Genomic DNA, 15,962 nt, shown 5'->3' with positions numbered 1-15,962 from the left:
GGTGGACAGTCGAATCCGTTGCGCCGATGGCCGAGAGTCTCAGTGCCCCCGCGCGATCCACTCGGCCAAGTGGGGCGCCTCGGAACCGATCGTAGTGTGGTCACCGTGACCGGTGTGCACACGCGTGTCCTCGGGCAAGGTCAACAGCGACGACCGGATGGAATCGATGATTGTCGGAAAGTCGCTGTAGGAGCGTCCGGTCGCGCCCGGGCCACCGTTGAACAACGTGTCACCGGAGAACAGCTCACCCGCCTCGGGCAGGTACAGGCACACAGAACCCGGTGAGTGCCCCGGTGTGTGGATTACCTGGATCTCGGTACCGGCGACGCCGATGCGCTGATCGGCGTCAAGATTCCAGTACTTCTCCTCGGGATGGCTGGCCTTCCACAACATGTCATCACCGGGATGCAGAAGGATCGGCGCATGCAGGGTGTGCGCCAGTTCCGGCGCGACCGTGACATGATCGTCATGGCCGTGCGTGACCACCACCGCGACGACGTTGCGTCCGGCCACGGCTTCGACGATCTGGCCCGCGGTGTGCGCGGCGTCGACGATGACGACCTCGTCGTCATCGCCGACGACCCAGACGTTGTTGTCGACATCCCACGTCCCGCCATCGAGGCTGAAGGTCCCCGAGGTGACGACGCGGTCGATGCGAAGCGTGCCGCTCACAGCACGACCACCGAACGCAACACCTTGCCCTCGTGCATCGTGTGGAAAGCGTCTTCGACCTCATCGAGCTTGATCCGTTCGGAGACAAAGCGCTCCAGCGGCAGCCGACCCTGTTGATAGAGATCCACCAGGGTCGGGAAATCCCGTTCGGGCAGGCAGTCGCCATACCACGACGACTTCAATGCCCCACCGCGAGAAAAGAAGTCGATCAACGGCATGTCCAGCGTCATGTCCGGGGTCGGCACGCCGACCAGCACCACCGTTCCGGCCAGGTCGCGAGCGTAGAACGCCTGTTTCCACGTTTCCGGGCGGCCCACCGCATCGATCACCACGTCGGCGCCGAACCCGCCGGTCAGCTCTTGGACTGCCTCAACCGTGTCGGCCTCGGTCGCATTGACGGTGTGTGTGGCACCGAGTTCCTTGGCCCACTCCAACTTTCGCGGGTCGCGGTCGATCGCGATGATCGTGCCCGCACCGGCAAGACGAGCCCCCATGATCGCGGCGTCACCGACGCCGCCACAGCCGATGACCGCGACCGAATCGCCGCGAGAGACGTTGCCGGTGTTGACCGCGGCACCGAGCCCGGCCATCACACCACAGCCCAGTAGGCCCACCACCGCGGGGTCGGCGTCGGGATCGACCTTGGTGCACTGGCCCGCATGGACCAGGGTCTTCTCAGCGAACGCACCGATCCCCAGAGCGGGAGTCAACTCGGTGCCGTCGCCCAAGGTCATTTTCTGCGCGGCGTTGTGGGTGTCGAAGCAGTACTGCGGGCGGCCTCGCTTACAGGCCCGGCACTGACCGCACACCGCGCGCCAATTGAGGATCACGAAGTCGCCGACAGCGACGGAGCTGACCCCGGTTCCGACTTCTTCAACGACGCCGGCAGCCTCGTGACCGAGCAGGAACGGGAACTCGTCGTTGATCCCGCCTTCGCGGTAGGTGAGGTCGGTATGGCACACGCCGCAGGCCTGCACCCGCACCACCACTTCACCGGGCCCGGGATCGGGAATCGTGATGGTGGCAACCTCAACGGGCGCGCCCTTCGAGCGGGCGATGACGCCTCGAACTTGTTGTGGCATGGGAACACTCCTTGTTCGTGCAGCGATTCGAGCCGCAAGTACCGGTGATGGACAGCGGCCCGGACGGGATCCGCCAAAGCATGCTCGGTGGCAATACAGCACAGTCTGCTATATCAGTCCGTTAATGTCTAGTATATTAGTTGTCGCCTTACCGGCGAACGATCACAGAACGATGCACAGCCGGAACGCGTCATAGATCGCCGCGTGAATGTTGCGACTGGCGACGGCGTCACCGATCCGGAAAAGCTGGTAGCCGCCTTCTGGATTGCGGACGACTTCCTGCGGACGGAGATCGAGCAGGGCCTGTTGATCCACCTCGCCGAGATTCGACGACCCGCCCACCAGTGAGAAATAGAGATCGTCGGACGGCAACGTCCCGTGCTCGACGACGACATGATCGACAACACGCTGCCGTGTTGCGTGGGCGTATTCGTTGTGCAGATCCACCTCTAGGCGGCCGCCTTTACGGCGCACGCCAGTGAGGCGCTCGTTGAGGGTCACCCGCACATCGCGTTCGGCGAAAACCTTGAAGTAGCCGGGATAGTTCACGCCGCCCACATCGGGCGCCAAAATCCGCTCCGGCGTGACGAACTCGACCTGCGCGCCACTGTTGGCGAGCACTTCAGCCGCATCCATACCGGGGTGCCCGCCGTTGTCGTCATAGAACAGCACCTGCCCGCGTGGTCGCACCGCCCCGCACAGCACGTCCCAGGCGTCGGTGACCAAACCCGCTCCCTCGGTGAGGAATTCGCCGTTCGGGAGGCCTCCGGTCGCGACCACCACGACATCGGGGTTCTCGGCCATAACCTCGTCGACGTCGGCGTACGTGTTGGTCCGGATGTCGACGTCGAGCAGCTTGCACTCGGCCAGTCGCCAGTCGATGATGCTGATGAGATCGCGCCGCCGCGGAGCGGAGGCGGCCAGGCGGATCTGGCCACCCGGCGCATCAGCCGCCTCGAACACGGTCACCCGGTGGCCACGTTCGCCAAGTACGCGAGCGGCTTCCAGGCCGGCCGGCCCCGCCCCGATGACCACCGCCGTCCGTGCCGGTCCGGTGGCCGCGGGAATGTGATGCGGCATGCGGTCTTCCCGCCCGGTCGACGCGTTGTGCACGCACTTCGCGTCACGGTTCTGATAGATCTCGTCGAGGCAGTAGCTGGCACCGACGCAGGGGCGAATGCGGTCTTCCTCGCCCGCCTGGATTTTCGCGACGATGTGCGGATCTGCGATGTGGGCGCGTGTCATTCCGACGAGGTCGAGCAGCCCATCGCGAATGGCATGCCGCGCCGTGGCGACGTCGTTGATGCGTGCCGCATGCATGACCGGAATCGACAGCGCCTGCTTGACCTGGCCGGCGAATTCCAGATGCGGCGCAACGGGCGTGCCCATCGGCGGGATGACCCGCGAAAGGGCTTCATCGCTGGCCATGTAACCCTTGATCACACTGATGAAGTCGATGCCCTCGGCCACCACACGCTTGGCGATCTCCAGACCCTCGTCATAGCGCAGACCACCGGGCTCGTTCTCGTCGAGCGACATGCGGACACCGACGGCGAAATCCGGCCCCGCCGCTTCGCGTACCGCGCGAATCACCCTCAGCGGGAAGCGAAGCCGGTCTTCAAGGCTACCCCTGCCGTACTCGTCGTCGCGATGGTTGGTCAGCGGCGACCAGAACGCGTCCAACAGGTGCGTGTAGGCCTCGAGTTCGATGCCGTCGAGTCCGGCTTCCCGGCAGCGCGCGGTGGCGTCGGCATAGGCGCGCACGATGCGGTCCATATCCCATTCCTCGGCCACTTTGGGAAACGAGCGATGGGCCGGTTCACGTATCGCCGACGGCGCGATGACCGGCAGCCAGTCACCGTCGTAATTGCTCGTGCGACGGCCGAGATGGGTGATCTGGCACATGACCGCTGCGCCGTTTTCATGCACGCCGTAGGCCAACTCGCGCAGCCACGGCACGATCTCGTCCTTGTACACGTGCAGGTTGCCGAAGGCCGCTGGACTGTCGGGTGCGACCACCGCCGACCCGCCCATCATCGTCAGCGAGACCCCGCCCTTGGCCTTCTCCTCGTGGTAGAGGCGATAACGGCGCTTGGGCATGCCGTCCTCGGTGTAGGACGGCTCGTGCGACGTGCTCACCACCCGGTTACGCAGAGTGATGTTCTTCAGCTGAAAGGGCTGCAGGAGCGGGTCGATGAGCTGCGTTGTCATACCAGATTGACCTTCTGAAATATTTGTCGTGCTCTCTAACACGTCAACATGTGAGTAATGTATGTCACACGCGGTCGGCGGTCAAGTGCCAGTCGGGCTGCGCCTGTTGCGGCGACGGCCCGAACTCGCCGGATGGACGCGACGGCGCCTCGTCTGTCAGAACACGTTGCGAGGACACAGCTTTCACGAGAATCTCGGCGTACTCCTCGGTGGGATCAGACAACGCGGTGATCGCTCCGCCGACACCGAATTCGACGCCAGAGGCGCTCGCCACCATGGTTCGAATCACGACCGACAGGTCGACAGCGCCCGACAGCGACAGGTAACCGAGCGCACCGGAGTACACGCCGCGCGGTGCCGCCTCAAGCCGATCGAGGATTTCCATCGTCCGCACCTTGGGCGCACCGGTCATCGAACCGGCCGGAAACAGCGCACGAAGCGCATCGACCGGATGAGCATCGCCGCGTAGGACGCCGCGCACCGTTGACACCAATTGATGGACAGACGCGTACGTCTCCACGTCGAACAGTCGCGGGACGTCGACCGATCCCGGCTCACACACGCGAGACAGGTCGTTGCGCACCAGATCGACGATCATCAGATTCTCGGCGCGCTCCTTCTCGCTGGCATACAGCGCCGCGCTCAGCGCACGATCCGCTGCGGGCGTGTCGCCTCTGGGCCGGGTGCCTTTGATCGGTTTCGACTCGATGCTGCGATCCGGCCGAATCCGAACGAACCGCTCTGGCGATGCGCTGATCACCGCGATGCCGGGAAACTCGAGCAGGGCCGCGTGCGGCACCGGGTTCAGTGCGCGCACGCGATCGAAAACCGCCAGATGATCGACCGCGCGGTCGAACCGCGCCGTGGTGGTCAGGCACACCTCGTATGTTTGGCCGGCCCTGATCAGATCCAGGCTTTCTTCGATTCTGGCGCGATACTCGTCGGCGCCGAGTCGCAACGCGATCGGGGTGTCTTTCCTCCCGGCGATCACCTCCGTGCCGACGCCTCGATCGGCCGGCCGTCCGGCGGCGAGCAGTGCCGCGGCAGTCCGGTCGCACCACTGAGCGTCGTCGTCGCTCATCGAAAGCAGAAAGCTGCAATGGTTTTCGTGATCGATCACCACGGCCCGGTCGGCGAACACGAGCGCAGCATCGGGATATGGCGAATGGTGCGCGGGGCTGCCGCCCGTCTCGGCTTTGAGTTCATAACCCAAATAGCCCACGTAGCCGAGGTGGAAGTCGAACGGCAAGTCCGGGTCACGACGTACCGCACGATCTAGCAGCGTGAGTTTCAGATGGTCGAACAGCGACGAGACTCGACGCACCGTTGTCACACCCCGGGACTCGGTACTCACCTGGCGGGTCGCGACGTCGTAGGTGAGGTATTCGGCGCGCGGGCCCGTGGCGTCGCCCATCACCGTGTAGCGGCAGCCTGGCTCAGCGGATCTCCGGTCGAGCCAGAACGCGCCGCGGCGCCCCGCGAACAGCTTCCGGTACAGGCGCCCCGGGTCCGGTTCGCACTCGAGACGTCGGTGCGTGACAACGAAATCCGTGGGCGTCGGCAGCGACTGGCGTGCCTGCTCATACGGAACCGAAGTCGTCCTCTTGGGCCGGCCGGCGGCGTTGGCCGCGACACTGAGATCACGGAAGTTGGCCAAGAGGGTTTCGCCGTGTTCTGCGGCGATGGATTCCGGATGGAACTGCACACCCCACAGCGGCCTGTCACGATGCCGCACACCCATCACGAGTCCGTCGTCGGTGCGTGCCAGAACTTCGAGTTCATCGGGCAGACCCACGGCGACGAGTGAGTGATAGCGCACGACCGACATCGGGCAGGGCAGCCCCGCGAACAGGTCGCGCCCGGCGTGACGGATCCGCGAAAGCCTGCCGTGCATCGGGTGAGGGGCCCGCACGATCCGAGCGCCGAACGCCGAACACAGTCCCTGGTGCCCCAGGCACACCCCGAGCACCGGCAATCCCGACCCGTTCATCACCTGCTCGGAGATGCCGAAGTCCGCGGCAACGGTCGGACTCCCCGGGCCGGGCGATACCACGATGTTGTCGAAAGCGTGAAGGTCCAGAGAATTCCATGGCGCATCGTTGGTCACGACGACCGGCGCATGTCCGTTCACCTTGGTCAGCAACTCGGCCAAGTTGTACGTGAACGAGTCGTAGTTGTCGATCAGCAGCGTCTGGACCATCGGTGACGCTCCTGAGCTCCGGTGATCATGCGACTAATATATCAACTGATGATTGACTAGTATATTAGAATTGCCCCATGACCGGGTTTCTTCGCCGCGAGGCGGCCGACCTACCAACGCTCGGGGCTGCGAGCGATTACCTGTACCGGCTCCCAAGAGGCTCGAAGAGCGTCGGCTTGTCTCGCGCGGCCGCGTTGTTTCGTCGACTGGGTTCACCGCAAGACGCCCTGCGCACCGTCCACGTGGCCGGTACCGCAGGCAAGGGCTCGGTCTGCGCGTTCGTGTCGAGCATCTTGATGGCGCACGGCTTTCGCGTCGGCACCCATGTCTCTCCGCATGTGCGTTCAATTCTCGAGCGGGTCCAGATCGATGGGGTCCCGTTGCCACCCATGGAGTTCGTCGCCACTGTCCGCGGCCTCGTCCCGGCTGTCGACGCGGTGGCCCGGACATCGTTGAGCACACCAACATTCTTCGAAGCCGCCAATGCGGTCGCGTTCAGTACGTTCGCGGCCAGATCGCTCGATTACGCGGTCATCGAAACCGGCATCGGTGGGTTGCTCGATGCAACCAATACGATCACGCGGCCCGACAAGCTGGCCGTGATCACCCGGATCGGCATCGATCACACGCGCCTGCTGGGCGAGACCGTGGCCGAAATCGCCACGCACAAAGCAGGAATCTTGCCCACCGACGGCCACGGAGTCGTCTTGCGCCATCCTCAGGCCAGCGTCCGGGATACGATCGCCGCCACGGCACACGTACGCCGATGCTCCCTGGACCTCCTTGACCCACAGCATGTTTCCTGCGCGGTGGGCCCGGACGGCACCGTGCTGCACACCGACGCGGGCGATTTTCGGCTGGGGCTGCAAGGACGCCATCAAGGCGTGAACGCAGCCCTTGCGCTGCGGGCCGCGCGTTATCTCGCGGCCCGCGATGCGTGGACGCTCGATCAGTCCGCGGTGCGCACCGGCCTGGCCCGGGCCTGGCTGCCCGGCAGGTTCGAGCGCCACGTCGTGAACGACCGCGACGTGATCCTCGACGGAGCGCACAACAACGTCAAACTCATGGCGCTCGTCGACACCGTGCGCGCGCTCTATCCGGGTCGGCGCGCCACCTGGGTGTTGGCCGGCAAGGCCGACAAGGACCTCCAGTCGGTGTTGGCTGCCGTCACACCCGTCGCAGCCCACATCGTCGCCACGCAGATACCCGAGGACGGCCCGGGCCCGATCGCACCGTCCCTTCCTGCCGCGTGCCTGGCCGAACGAGCTCGTGCGCGCGGCCTCCGCGCGATCGCCGTCGCCGATCCCGTGGCGGCCATCGCGACCGCCATGGACCTGGGCGACGGGCCCATCGTGGTGACCGGATCGTTCCTGCACCTGGCCGCCGTGGACGTCCCCCTTGCGGGTGCGGCAGACCGGCCCGCGCCTCGGCGTGTGTTGACCTCGCCCACAGCCTGACCTACCATTTTTTGCAGACTTATATATCACATGCTGATCAGGGCTTGCCGCCCTCCGCAACGGGCGATCAGAAGGGAGGGATCAACCTATGACGATCAGTGTGTTCGAGCTGTTCTCCATCGGCATCGGGCCATCGAGTTCACACACCGTCGGACCGATGCGCGCTGCAGCCAGGTTCGTCGCGGATCTGCGCACGCTGGGTGCGTTCGACGAAGTTGCCGACGTGAGCGTCGATCTGTACGGGTCATTGGCGGCAACCGGTGCCGGTCACGGCACGATGACCGCGGTGCTACTCGGTCTCGAGGGCTATCTGCCCGAAGAGATCGAGACCGACGTCATGGAACAACGCATCGAGGCCATGCGATCCACCGGCCGAATCGCATTCGGCGGATCCCGCGAGATCGCGTTCACCGAGCAGGACATGACCCTGCGGCCGTTGACCATTCTGCCGTTCCATCCCAACGGCATGACACTGACGGCGTTGGATTCCGATGGCGCCGAATTGCACCGTGAGACCTACTTCTCGATCGGCGGCGGCTTCGTCGTCACCGAGGCCGAGAGCCAAGCACCGCCCGCGGCAACCGCATCCGGCCGCGGTCTCGCGTTCAGCTCGGCAAAAGAGATGCTCGAGCTCTGCCACCAGCACAGCTGCAGCATCAGCGAGTTGATGCGCCACATCGAGCGGCAGAATCGCCCCGTCACCGAAATTCACCAGCGGCTACTGCACATTCGCGACGTGATGGTGGACTGCGAACAGCGCGGGATCGCGCGCGACGGCCTTCTCCCCGGTTCGCTGCACGTGCGGCGACGCGCGAAGGACTGGTACGACCGTCTCAGCCAGGAGGATCCGGAGAGGCGACCCGAATTCGCCGAAGACTGGGTGAATCTCGTCGCACTCGCGGTCAACGAGGAAAACGCCTCCGGCGGACGAATTGTCACCGCCCCGACGAACGGTGCCGCCGGTATCGTGCCTGCCGTGCTGCACTACGCCGTGCACTACACCCCAGCGGGCCAGCACGATCCGGACGACACCGCGATTCGTTTCCTGTTGGCCGCCGGCGCCATCGGCTCGCTCTACAAAGAGCGCGCCTCTATATCCGGGGCGGAGGTCGGCTGCCAAGGCGAAGTTGGCTCCGCGGCTTCGATGGCCGCCGCGGGCCTCGCCGAAATCCTCGGCGGCACACCAGAACAGGTGGAGAACGCGGCCGAAATCGCGATGGAACACAGTCTCGGGCTGACATGTGACCCGATCGAAGGTCTCGTCCAGATCCCCTGCATCGAACGCAATGCGATATCTGCCGGCAAGGCGATCAACGCGGCCCGGATGGCCCTGCGCGGCGACGGCACCCACCGCGTCTCGCTCGACCAGGTGATCGAGACGATGCGCACGACCGGTGCCGACATGAGCTCGAAATACAAAGAGACCTCCACGGGCGGCCTCGCAGTGAACGTTCCCGTCAACTACGTCGAATGCTGACGCAGGTGTCTGCGCCGGCGATACGTCCCCCACGGAACAAGGAGACGACGATGCACCTCGACTGGTACGACCGAGAAATACTCACCTTCGTGCTCGACCGGACGCCGCGCTCCGTACCAGCCAACGACGCGTCGTTCGCGCGGTTCGGCATCGACGCACACCGCCTCATGCGGAGATTCGATGCTGTCGTCGATGTGTTCACCACGCACCAGATTCCGCTCGACGCTTCCGATCTCAACCTCGTGGAGCGCGCTGCCCGGTACCGAATTGCGGTGCAGGATGCCGCGGCACGAACGGCGTAGGAGCCGGCCCTCGAACCTGAGAGCATCAGCCAGATCCGCGGAAGGTATTCGGCGTCGCGATATCACCCGCGATATCGCACTTGAGAAAGCACTTCGCCTTGTCCTGGCGTTACCGGTGTTACGCATGTGACCAGACGGCGCCACGTCCACCCAATGAAAAAGCCCGCTGAACGCGGGCTTCAAAACGTGGGCCTGATGGGAGAACTATCGAAACCGTACGTGAGGGAGCACATAGATCGGTTACTGCGGCCAGGCCGATGATTCGAACCCGGACTTGGTAGCCCTGGATCGGTTCAACTATGAATGGGTTGGTGCCCGAGGTCGACCCTGGAATTCACGGGTTGATCAGCGGCAGAGTGCTGTTGGGGCGAACGATGACTACCTTGTGACGAGCCCGAGTCACCGCGACACGAAGGAGCCGGCGACCAGACATGTGGGGTGGATCCTCGCGCCTGTCGTAGAAGGTGCTTCTGTAATGACCCTCGACGATGATGACCCCGTCGAACTCCTTTCCTTTCGATTTGTGAACGTTCATCAGAATGCAGCCCTGAGGTTCGCGCAGCTCTGATGTGATGCGGCCCTGATCGAGGGTCCTACGTACGAGTTCGACTGCATTGTCGTAGCCACCTGAGCGATCCCACTGCTCTGCGAGACGACCGCCGATCTCGTCTGTAGCGCCAAACAGTCGAACGAACCTAACGGCCTGAATAATGTCCTGAACGCCTGCGGCTGCGATTACGTCCCGAGCGAGTTTCCAATCGGATGCGGGATCACCTCGCAATTCAAACCCGTTCTCTCTTAAGGCAATGAGCTGCTTGGCACTCTTCAGTCGCACGTTCTTGCCGGCGGCTAGGAGTTCGGCGTTGGTTCGATAACTGTCACGCGCTGCAGCAGCGCTGGCGGTCACCTTGAGCGCATTCTTGACTTCGTAGAAATTCGCAACCGCAGAGAATGTCCGCATAACACCTTCCTTCGAATCGCGCAGCGGCCATTCCAGTATTGATGCAACAACCTGCGCAGCGGCTGCTGTGACTTCTGCGTCCCAGAGAACGTCGTGCGATACGGGTTTGAGCTGTATGCCGTTGTACGTCCTCGTGCTACTTAGCCAGCTGGATACATCGGAAACCAAGGCGTTCGCGCGTGTAAGCACTGCAATATTGGGCCGTTCAATCCCTTTCTTGCGGAGCTCCGAGAAGAGCCAGACGACCGCCGCGTGCGTTGTAGACTCGAGCGCTCGCGGATAGACCGTCCTAACAATTACATCTGAGGTTACAGGGAGTGTTCGATTGCGAAGGATGGCGTCGGCGAACTGGAGTATTCCGGCGTCGGGACTTCGGTGGTTCTCTCCGCCGAGATCGAACTCCGCTGGACCAAGGATTTGGCGAACATGGTTGAGTCGGTCGGGGTCGACGTTGTCGTCGTACTCGAAGATTCGTTGGTCAGGATCGGCCAGAATGATGACGTTGCTTCGGAGAGCGAGCGCTTGAACAAGTTCCCATTGAGCATCGCTTGTGTCCTGGAACTCGTCGAGGATGATGACAGGAAACCGATCGGCTACTAGCTTTGTAACCTTCGGTATACCACCGATCAAGCTAGCAGCGCCACTCGCAAACTGATCAAATACGTAGACGCCTTCCTCGTTGGCCAGTCTGCGACGTTCGTTATCCCAGTCATCACCTTGAAAGTTAGTTTTCGCGATCTTCTCTCGATCCGGGAACAGGATTCGTGCAGGACTACCCGTCAAGAGCCGTCCGTGTGCGCGAAGAATATCCATACAGAAGGCATGGTACGTCTGAACCGAAATGTGGGTGCGTTCTGCTGCTGTAAGCACATCGCGACATCGCAACATCACCTGGCGTACGGCTGCACGCGAAAAGCTCAGAAAGAGGATCTGTTGTCCAGGCTCCAGGGTGGGTATCAGACGCTGCGTTTTGAGCAGCGAAAGAGTCGTTTTTCCCGAGCCAGGGCCACCAAGCACCATAACCCGGCCATCTTGGTCGTAGGCCTCTCGCGCTTGACCCGCCAGCTCGAAAGTCATTCGCCCTCTGGCGATGCTGGGAGTTCTTCTGCAGCAGGGATGGCCTCTGGCTCTGCACGGAGATCTTCATCGATCGCTACTAATATGGCTACCAGCTCTTGTGGGAGTTCGGCCTCAGTATCGCATTGCTCAATCAACATCGCAGCGTAGGCAAATGCCTCACCTTTTCGGGCCTTCAGAACTTTGAACGTTAGCTTGCTTATCTCATCATCCGACGCTGCCGGGTTGTACGGTAACCTTGTTGGGTAGTCCGCTCGCGTTGATACGAGGTCAAGAAATTTCCGAAGCGTCGGCACTGGTATGGCGTTGACGAGAACATCCTCAATCCCTGATTCTGGTGATTCCCAGAACCGATCAAACTCAGCACGATTAGCGACAACCTCCGCTGACGGGGTTGCATTCGGTTTATCGCAGGCACCGTAGGTCTTTTTTCCAAGCGCCTTGAATACCGGGCCAAATCGGTCCACCTCACCATCGCCCGAACACGTGAACATTGATATACCGGCGAAGTCGAGATGTGTATAACCCGCTCTGACACGCTCAAGAACCGTTGACACCGCCGGAAAAACAACACCCTCGGTCGACCCTTCGACCACTAACACACTGCGCGCGAGTATCGCTTCTGCGAATTGACGCCTGTTCGACAAGTACGTCTTGCGCTTGACCTTGGTCGAGTCGATGAGCGCACTCGCCAGCTTGGATCCGTCCCGATGCAGCATGACAATGCTGTCAGGCTCAAACTGCTCGATGACGGGAGTCGAGTGCGATGTCACGATCGCCTGGCCCATCTGCTGGAGGACATAGCGCGTCACTCGTCGCTGTGTATGCGGAGGCAGCGCAATCTCGGGCTCTTCCATTGCAAATATCACCGAGTGGGTCCCTTTGAGATCAGCGATAATAGTCAGAAGGGCGAATACCAACAGGTTGATCGAGCCCGTCCCCTGGCGGCCATAGGGAACCAAGTGCTCGCTCGGCTGAGTTGCAACAAACAGCCTTACAACCTCTCGTAGATGTTGTCGCGTCAGATCCGAAGCGAAGAAAGCCGCAGAATCATCTCCCGGAGCAAGATTCACAAACTGGCCGAGCTTTTCTTTGATACTGTCACGGACCGTCTGAAGTTGCGGAATATCACCAATAGCAGGGTCTAGCGTCTGCAAGTGATTCAGAGTGTCCTTCCACATTTCCGCTGAGCCTTCACCTCCGAGCTGAAGGATGGTGTCGAGCAAGGATCCTCGCTGCAGGCTCAGGGCTCGTGAACCTGTGCGAAGGGCGCGTAGATACACATAGCCAACAAGGCGCTTGTGTGAACGGCGAAAGCCAGATAAACCACCGCCAAGCGACGATAAATCACCAGGATCAGTCTCATCGGCGATAGGTTCTGGATGCGAGAAGAACGTATCACCGACAAAGTCGTCTTCTTCCTTGTCGTATCGTCCGATGAAGCAAACAGGAAGGCCCCATTCGACTGTCTCTGACTCTGCGCGTTCCGCTCCGCCAGCTTCATCATCGATGAAAGCTCCAGTTGCATTATCCCAGAGTCGCAGGTGGTGATCGCCAAACCGACGTTGCTCCTCGGCATTCAAGCCGGTGAGGACCACCTCGATTCGTACAGTGATCGGGTTGCCTTCGTCATCGATGTAATTGCCAAGGAAAAAATCATGCTCGTCAATGACTGGTCGCCGATACAGACGCTCGGGCCCGAGCACTAAATCAATAGCCTCGCAAATGGTCGACTTGCCGGCATTATTTCCACCTACTAGAAGAGTGTGCTGCTGAAAGTGAACTTCACCCTCTTGGATGCCGCGGAAATTCTCGAGATGTAAGTAACGAACTTTCACACGCGATCCCGCCCCAAGGCACGCTCCGTTGAATTGGCCTCTATCACTTCGTTATCTCCGCTTAGTAGGTTAATTATGACATAGACGCACGTGATGGGTTGGTGAAACATTTAGAAAGATTCGATTCGCATCAGGTCGGTACCGATCGACAGCCGCCATTGCCCCCTCCGTTGCGAACGCCTAGATGTACCGATGGGCGTTGTATAACAGGGGACGGGACTAGTACGTGGCAGAAACGCACGAAGACTTGAAACACAAAAAGAGGCCGCATCGGTCAGTATCTTCGTCCAGCCCGGCGACACGCGGCCGGACCCGGCATACCTCACGACGGCAGCGCGTTACCCAAAGACTCGATCATCTGCTGGGCCACACCGGCGGACTCTTCCGTGACCGCCTTGCTGATGCCCGATGCAATGGGGGCCAGTAGGCCTTTTAGCATAGTGACACCACGTCTAACAAAGCTTCCGTCCGGGTTGGTTTTGACCACCTCGCGTAGGACTGCGTCGCTGTTGGCGCGTAGCTCCACCTCGTCCTCAGCTTCGAGACTAAACCGGTGCGTGCTGGCCAGAAGCCGAGTTACAAGGTCAGCCAATTCCTCGTACCCGGGCGCCACCTGCTCAGTGCTCGCCCGGGTCTGGGTGACATCCTGGTTGTTCCATGCGAGTTGAGCATGGTCGCCAGTTACGGTGACAACCGGACCGTTGTAGTTGTTGACCGTCGTCGCGGGCGGCAACTGCACTCCAGAAGTATCAGCCTGCAGCGGAACCCGTACCGGGTTCTTAGCGAACTCCCGCTCGATCTCCCGGGTCATCTGCCGGATGCCCTGCTTGTTTATCTTGAAGCCGCTGGCCATTCATGCCCCCTAATCTGGACTACCCCATACTCTCACGGCATCCCGGTGCTGCAGGGCACCACACGGGAGCGTTGTCAGACGCCTCGGCCACGCACGAAGGGCGTCCCACCGGTCTGCGACTCCATTACCCAGATGTAATATGATCTACATCACACCGTGGCGTCGCTACCGACTTCTTTGTTCACAAATTGGCACGCTGGATCAGTGCCACGCTTTCCCCGCCTGTGCTCAGTCTTCGGCGTCGACATCGCCGATCTAGATGCCCCTGCGGTCCATTCAGCGATCCAGCGTGGAGAGGTCGAGGACCTCGACCTCGACTGGAAGGAAGCCGACTACCCCAAAGACAAGAATTTCGAAATCGCAAAGGATGTGGCAGCGCTCGCCAACACTCGCGGCGGAGTCATCATCATCGGGGTCCGCGAAAACAGTTCGGGACGCGCCGTTGAGGCCAAGCCGTTCAAGGTTTCACCCAAATCCTCCGAACGAGTCTCGCAAGCTTTGGGCAACCGAGTGAGCCCCTTGCTCCATGAGGTCGATATACGCGAGATACCGGCCGGGGACGGGCTCGGCTACCTGCTAATCACCGTCCCCCACAGTTCCGATGCACCACACGCGGTCCGAGACCATCCCGACGGTCCGTTGCACTATCCGATCCGCCTCGGCCGCACGACTCACTACCTGAGTGAGTATGAGGTCGCCGCACGCTATCGGGACCGGCAAGCAAGTGCAGCAGAGAGTATCGACCGGTTGGACACAATCCACGCCGAAGGCGTGTCGCGGATCGCCCTCTTTCTGGCGCCATGGCTCGCAGTGTCGATCGTGCCCAGAGGGAGAGGTGAGCGGGGTGTGGGATCGGCGGCGCTCGCCAGCGAACAAAGCTTTATCCAACGGTGGCCCCGCGAGTTCCCACCGTATGCCCAGACATGCTTTCACGAACACCAAACCAAACTGATACCCGGTATCCGACGCGCAATCGCAACGCAGACCAGACCGTACAACGGCCTGTCTAAACATCCCCACGCTGAACTGCATTACGACGGTGGAGGGTTCGCGGCCTCGTTCTTCGCGTCACCGCCACCAGACACCCGTAGCGTGAGCAACAACCCCGATGAGATTCGTCAGGACCATATGGAGCACCTGCTCTTGGAACTGCTCCTCTTCCTGAGCCACCGCGCGATCGACTGCGGCGCTTCGGGAGAATGCCTAATCAAGGCGCAACAATTGCTACCGCAGCAGACTGGTCCTCACGACGTGCCCATGCGCACCCGTGTGATGGCCCCAGAACGCACGCCGAAGCGCTATCTCGAAGACTCCGTCGACTACTTCCAACCTGAGGGCTCACTTGTTCTGGGCGGTAGACAAACTCATGCCGCTTCGGTTTCGGCATCCCTAGATGAATTGACAGCACAAACTCCACGCGCGACGGTGATCGCTGCCCACGCACTCGCCGCAGACATTCTGGGTGAGTTCGGCGTTGTCGAGCCGATGCTCTTACGGCCGGACGGGTCGCTTCGACTGACGAACGCCAGCTCCCCGCTCATGGAAAATCTTCAGCAATGGGGCCTGTCGCGCGGCCTTGAAATCACTGCACCGAAGAATCACCCATAACAGACGGGTTCCGATCATCGCTCGCATGACGGTCCGCAGTCCTGGACCTACTGGGCGATGGCCCACCATGCCAAAGAATTTCGATGAAACCGCCAAGCGCTCCCCAGCGTCTACTCGGTATGGATGACGAAGAACGCGAAGCGCTCAACGCTCAAGGTCTCAACCCGGATGATCCGAGATTGAGAGCGACTCTAGACCTAGTCCGGTGGGAACTGTCGCTATTC

11 protein-coding genes are annotated in these 15,962 nt (G+C 61.6%); 4 read left to right on the top strand and 7 right to left on the bottom strand.

Features of this window, described 5'->3' with window-relative positions:
* Positions 1 to 39: 39 nt before the first annotated feature.
* From AWC31_RS15705 to pabB, 4 genes are all read right to left on the bottom strand, one after another.
* On the bottom strand, positions 40 to 672 hold the full coding sequence (locus AWC31_RS15705; protein WP_085145069.1) for an MBL fold metallo-hydrolase: 633 nt from the start codon (positions 670 to 672) through the stop codon (positions 40 to 42).
* Complete coding sequence (locus AWC31_RS15700) at positions 669 to 1,754, bottom strand: S-(hydroxymethyl)mycothiol dehydrogenase (RefSeq protein ID WP_085145068.1); 1,086 nt, start codon at positions 1,752 to 1,754, stop codon at positions 669 to 671. Before AWC31_RS15700 ends, AWC31_RS15705 begins: the two co-directional genes overlap by 4 nt.
* Before the next feature lie 162 nt (positions 1,755 to 1,916).
* On the bottom strand, positions 1,917 to 3,965 hold the full coding sequence (locus tag AWC31_RS15695) for an NADH:flavin oxidoreductase (protein WP_085145067.1): 2,049 nt from the start codon (positions 3,963 to 3,965) through the stop codon (positions 1,917 to 1,919).
* A 64-nt stretch (positions 3,966 to 4,029) separates the two neighbouring features.
* On the bottom strand, positions 4,030 to 6,165 hold the full coding sequence (gene pabB / locus AWC31_RS15690) for an aminodeoxychorismate synthase component I (RefSeq protein ID WP_085145066.1): 2,136 nt from the start codon (positions 6,163 to 6,165) through the stop codon (positions 4,030 to 4,032).
* Between the two features lie 77 nt (positions 6,166 to 6,242).
* Between pabB and AWC31_RS15685 the strand changes: the two genes are divergently transcribed.
* The 3 genes from AWC31_RS15685 (at position 6,243) to AWC31_RS15675 (ending at position 9,401) form a co-directional block, all read left to right on the top strand.
* Positions 6,243 to 7,622 carry a bifunctional folylpolyglutamate synthase/dihydrofolate synthase gene (locus AWC31_RS15685; protein WP_085145065.1) on the top strand — a complete coding sequence of 460 codons (1,380 nt, stop codon included), beginning with the start codon at positions 6,243 to 6,245 and terminating at the stop codon, positions 7,620 to 7,622.
* An 88-nt stretch (positions 7,623 to 7,710) separates the two neighbouring features.
* Positions 7,711 to 9,099, top strand: coding sequence for an L-serine ammonia-lyase (locus AWC31_RS15680; RefSeq protein WP_085145064.1), 1,389 nt, complete (start codon positions 7,711 to 7,713; stop codon positions 9,097 to 9,099).
* A 50-nt stretch (positions 9,100 to 9,149) separates the two neighbouring features.
* Positions 9,150 to 9,401 (top strand): hypothetical protein, encoded by a 252-nt coding sequence (locus tag AWC31_RS15675; RefSeq protein WP_234816872.1) that lies wholly within the window; start codon positions 9,150 to 9,152, stop codon positions 9,399 to 9,401.
* Between the two features lie 334 nt (positions 9,402 to 9,735).
* Here AWC31_RS15675 and AWC31_RS15670 read toward each other — a convergent pair whose 3' ends face one another.
* From AWC31_RS15670 to AWC31_RS15660, 3 genes are all read right to left on the bottom strand, one after another.
* Positions 9,736 to 11,439, bottom strand: a complete 1,704-nt coding sequence (locus AWC31_RS15670) for a UvrD-helicase domain-containing protein (protein WP_085145062.1) — start codon at positions 11,437 to 11,439, stop codon at positions 9,736 to 9,738.
* Positions 11,436 to 13,277 carry an ATP-dependent nuclease gene (locus tag AWC31_RS15665; RefSeq protein ID WP_085145061.1) on the bottom strand — a complete coding sequence of 614 codons (1,842 nt, stop codon included), beginning with the start codon at positions 13,275 to 13,277 and terminating at the stop codon, positions 11,436 to 11,438. Before AWC31_RS15665 ends, AWC31_RS15670 begins: the two co-directional genes overlap by 4 nt.
* 322 nt (positions 13,278 to 13,599) lie before the next feature.
* Positions 13,600 to 14,130, bottom strand: coding sequence for a hypothetical protein (locus AWC31_RS15660; RefSeq protein ID WP_085145060.1), 531 nt, complete (start codon positions 14,128 to 14,130; stop codon positions 13,600 to 13,602).
* A gap of 204 nt (positions 14,131 to 14,334) precedes the next feature.
* Here AWC31_RS15660 and AWC31_RS15655 point away from each other — a divergent pair, with 204 nt between their 5' ends.
* Positions 14,335 to 15,738 carry an AlbA family DNA-binding domain-containing protein gene (locus AWC31_RS15655; RefSeq protein WP_165765975.1) on the top strand — a complete coding sequence of 468 codons (1,404 nt, stop codon included), beginning with the start codon at positions 14,335 to 14,337 and terminating at the stop codon, positions 15,736 to 15,738.
* Positions 15,739 to 15,962: the final 224 nt, after the last annotated feature.

The sequence above is a fragment of the Mycolicibacterium wolinskyi genome, from assembly GCF_002101965.1.
Classification (GTDB): Bacteria; Actinomycetota; Actinomycetes; order Mycobacteriales; family Mycobacteriaceae; genus Mycobacterium; species Mycobacterium wolinskyi.
Note: the sequence above shows the minus strand (reverse complement) of the source record. Positions and strands in the feature narration are given on the sequence as shown.

What these genes read in the sequence shown, in the direction of transcription:
- AWC31_RS15680 (WP_085145064.1), top strand. Translation starts at nt 7,711, where the DNA reads ATGACGATCAGTGTGTTCGAGCTGTTCTCCATCGGCATCGGGCCATCG.
- AWC31_RS15700 (WP_085145068.1), bottom strand. Translation starts at nt 1,754, where the DNA reads ATGCCACAACAAGTTCGAGGCGTCATCGCCCGCTCGAAGGGCGCGCCC.
- AWC31_RS15675 (WP_234816872.1), top strand. Translation starts at nt 9,150, where the DNA reads ATGCACCTCGACTGGTACGACCGAGAAATACTCACCTTCGTGCTCGAC.
- AWC31_RS15660 (WP_085145060.1), bottom strand. Translation starts at nt 14,130, where the DNA reads ATGGCCAGCGGCTTCAAGATAAACAAGCAGGGCATCCGGCAGATGACC.
- pabB (WP_085145066.1), bottom strand. Translation starts at nt 6,165, where the DNA reads ATGGTCCAGACGCTGCTGATCGACAACTACGACTCGTTCACGTACAAC.
- AWC31_RS15695 (WP_085145067.1), bottom strand. Translation starts at nt 3,965, where the DNA reads ATGACAACGCAGCTCATCGACCCGCTCCTGCAGCCCTTTCAGCTGAAG.
- AWC31_RS15670 (WP_085145062.1), bottom strand. Translation starts at nt 11,439, where the DNA reads ATGACTTTCGAGCTGGCGGGTCAAGCGCGAGAGGCCTACGACCAAGAT.
- AWC31_RS15685 (WP_085145065.1), top strand. Translation starts at nt 6,243, where the DNA reads ATGACCGGGTTTCTTCGCCGCGAGGCGGCCGACCTACCAACGCTCGGG.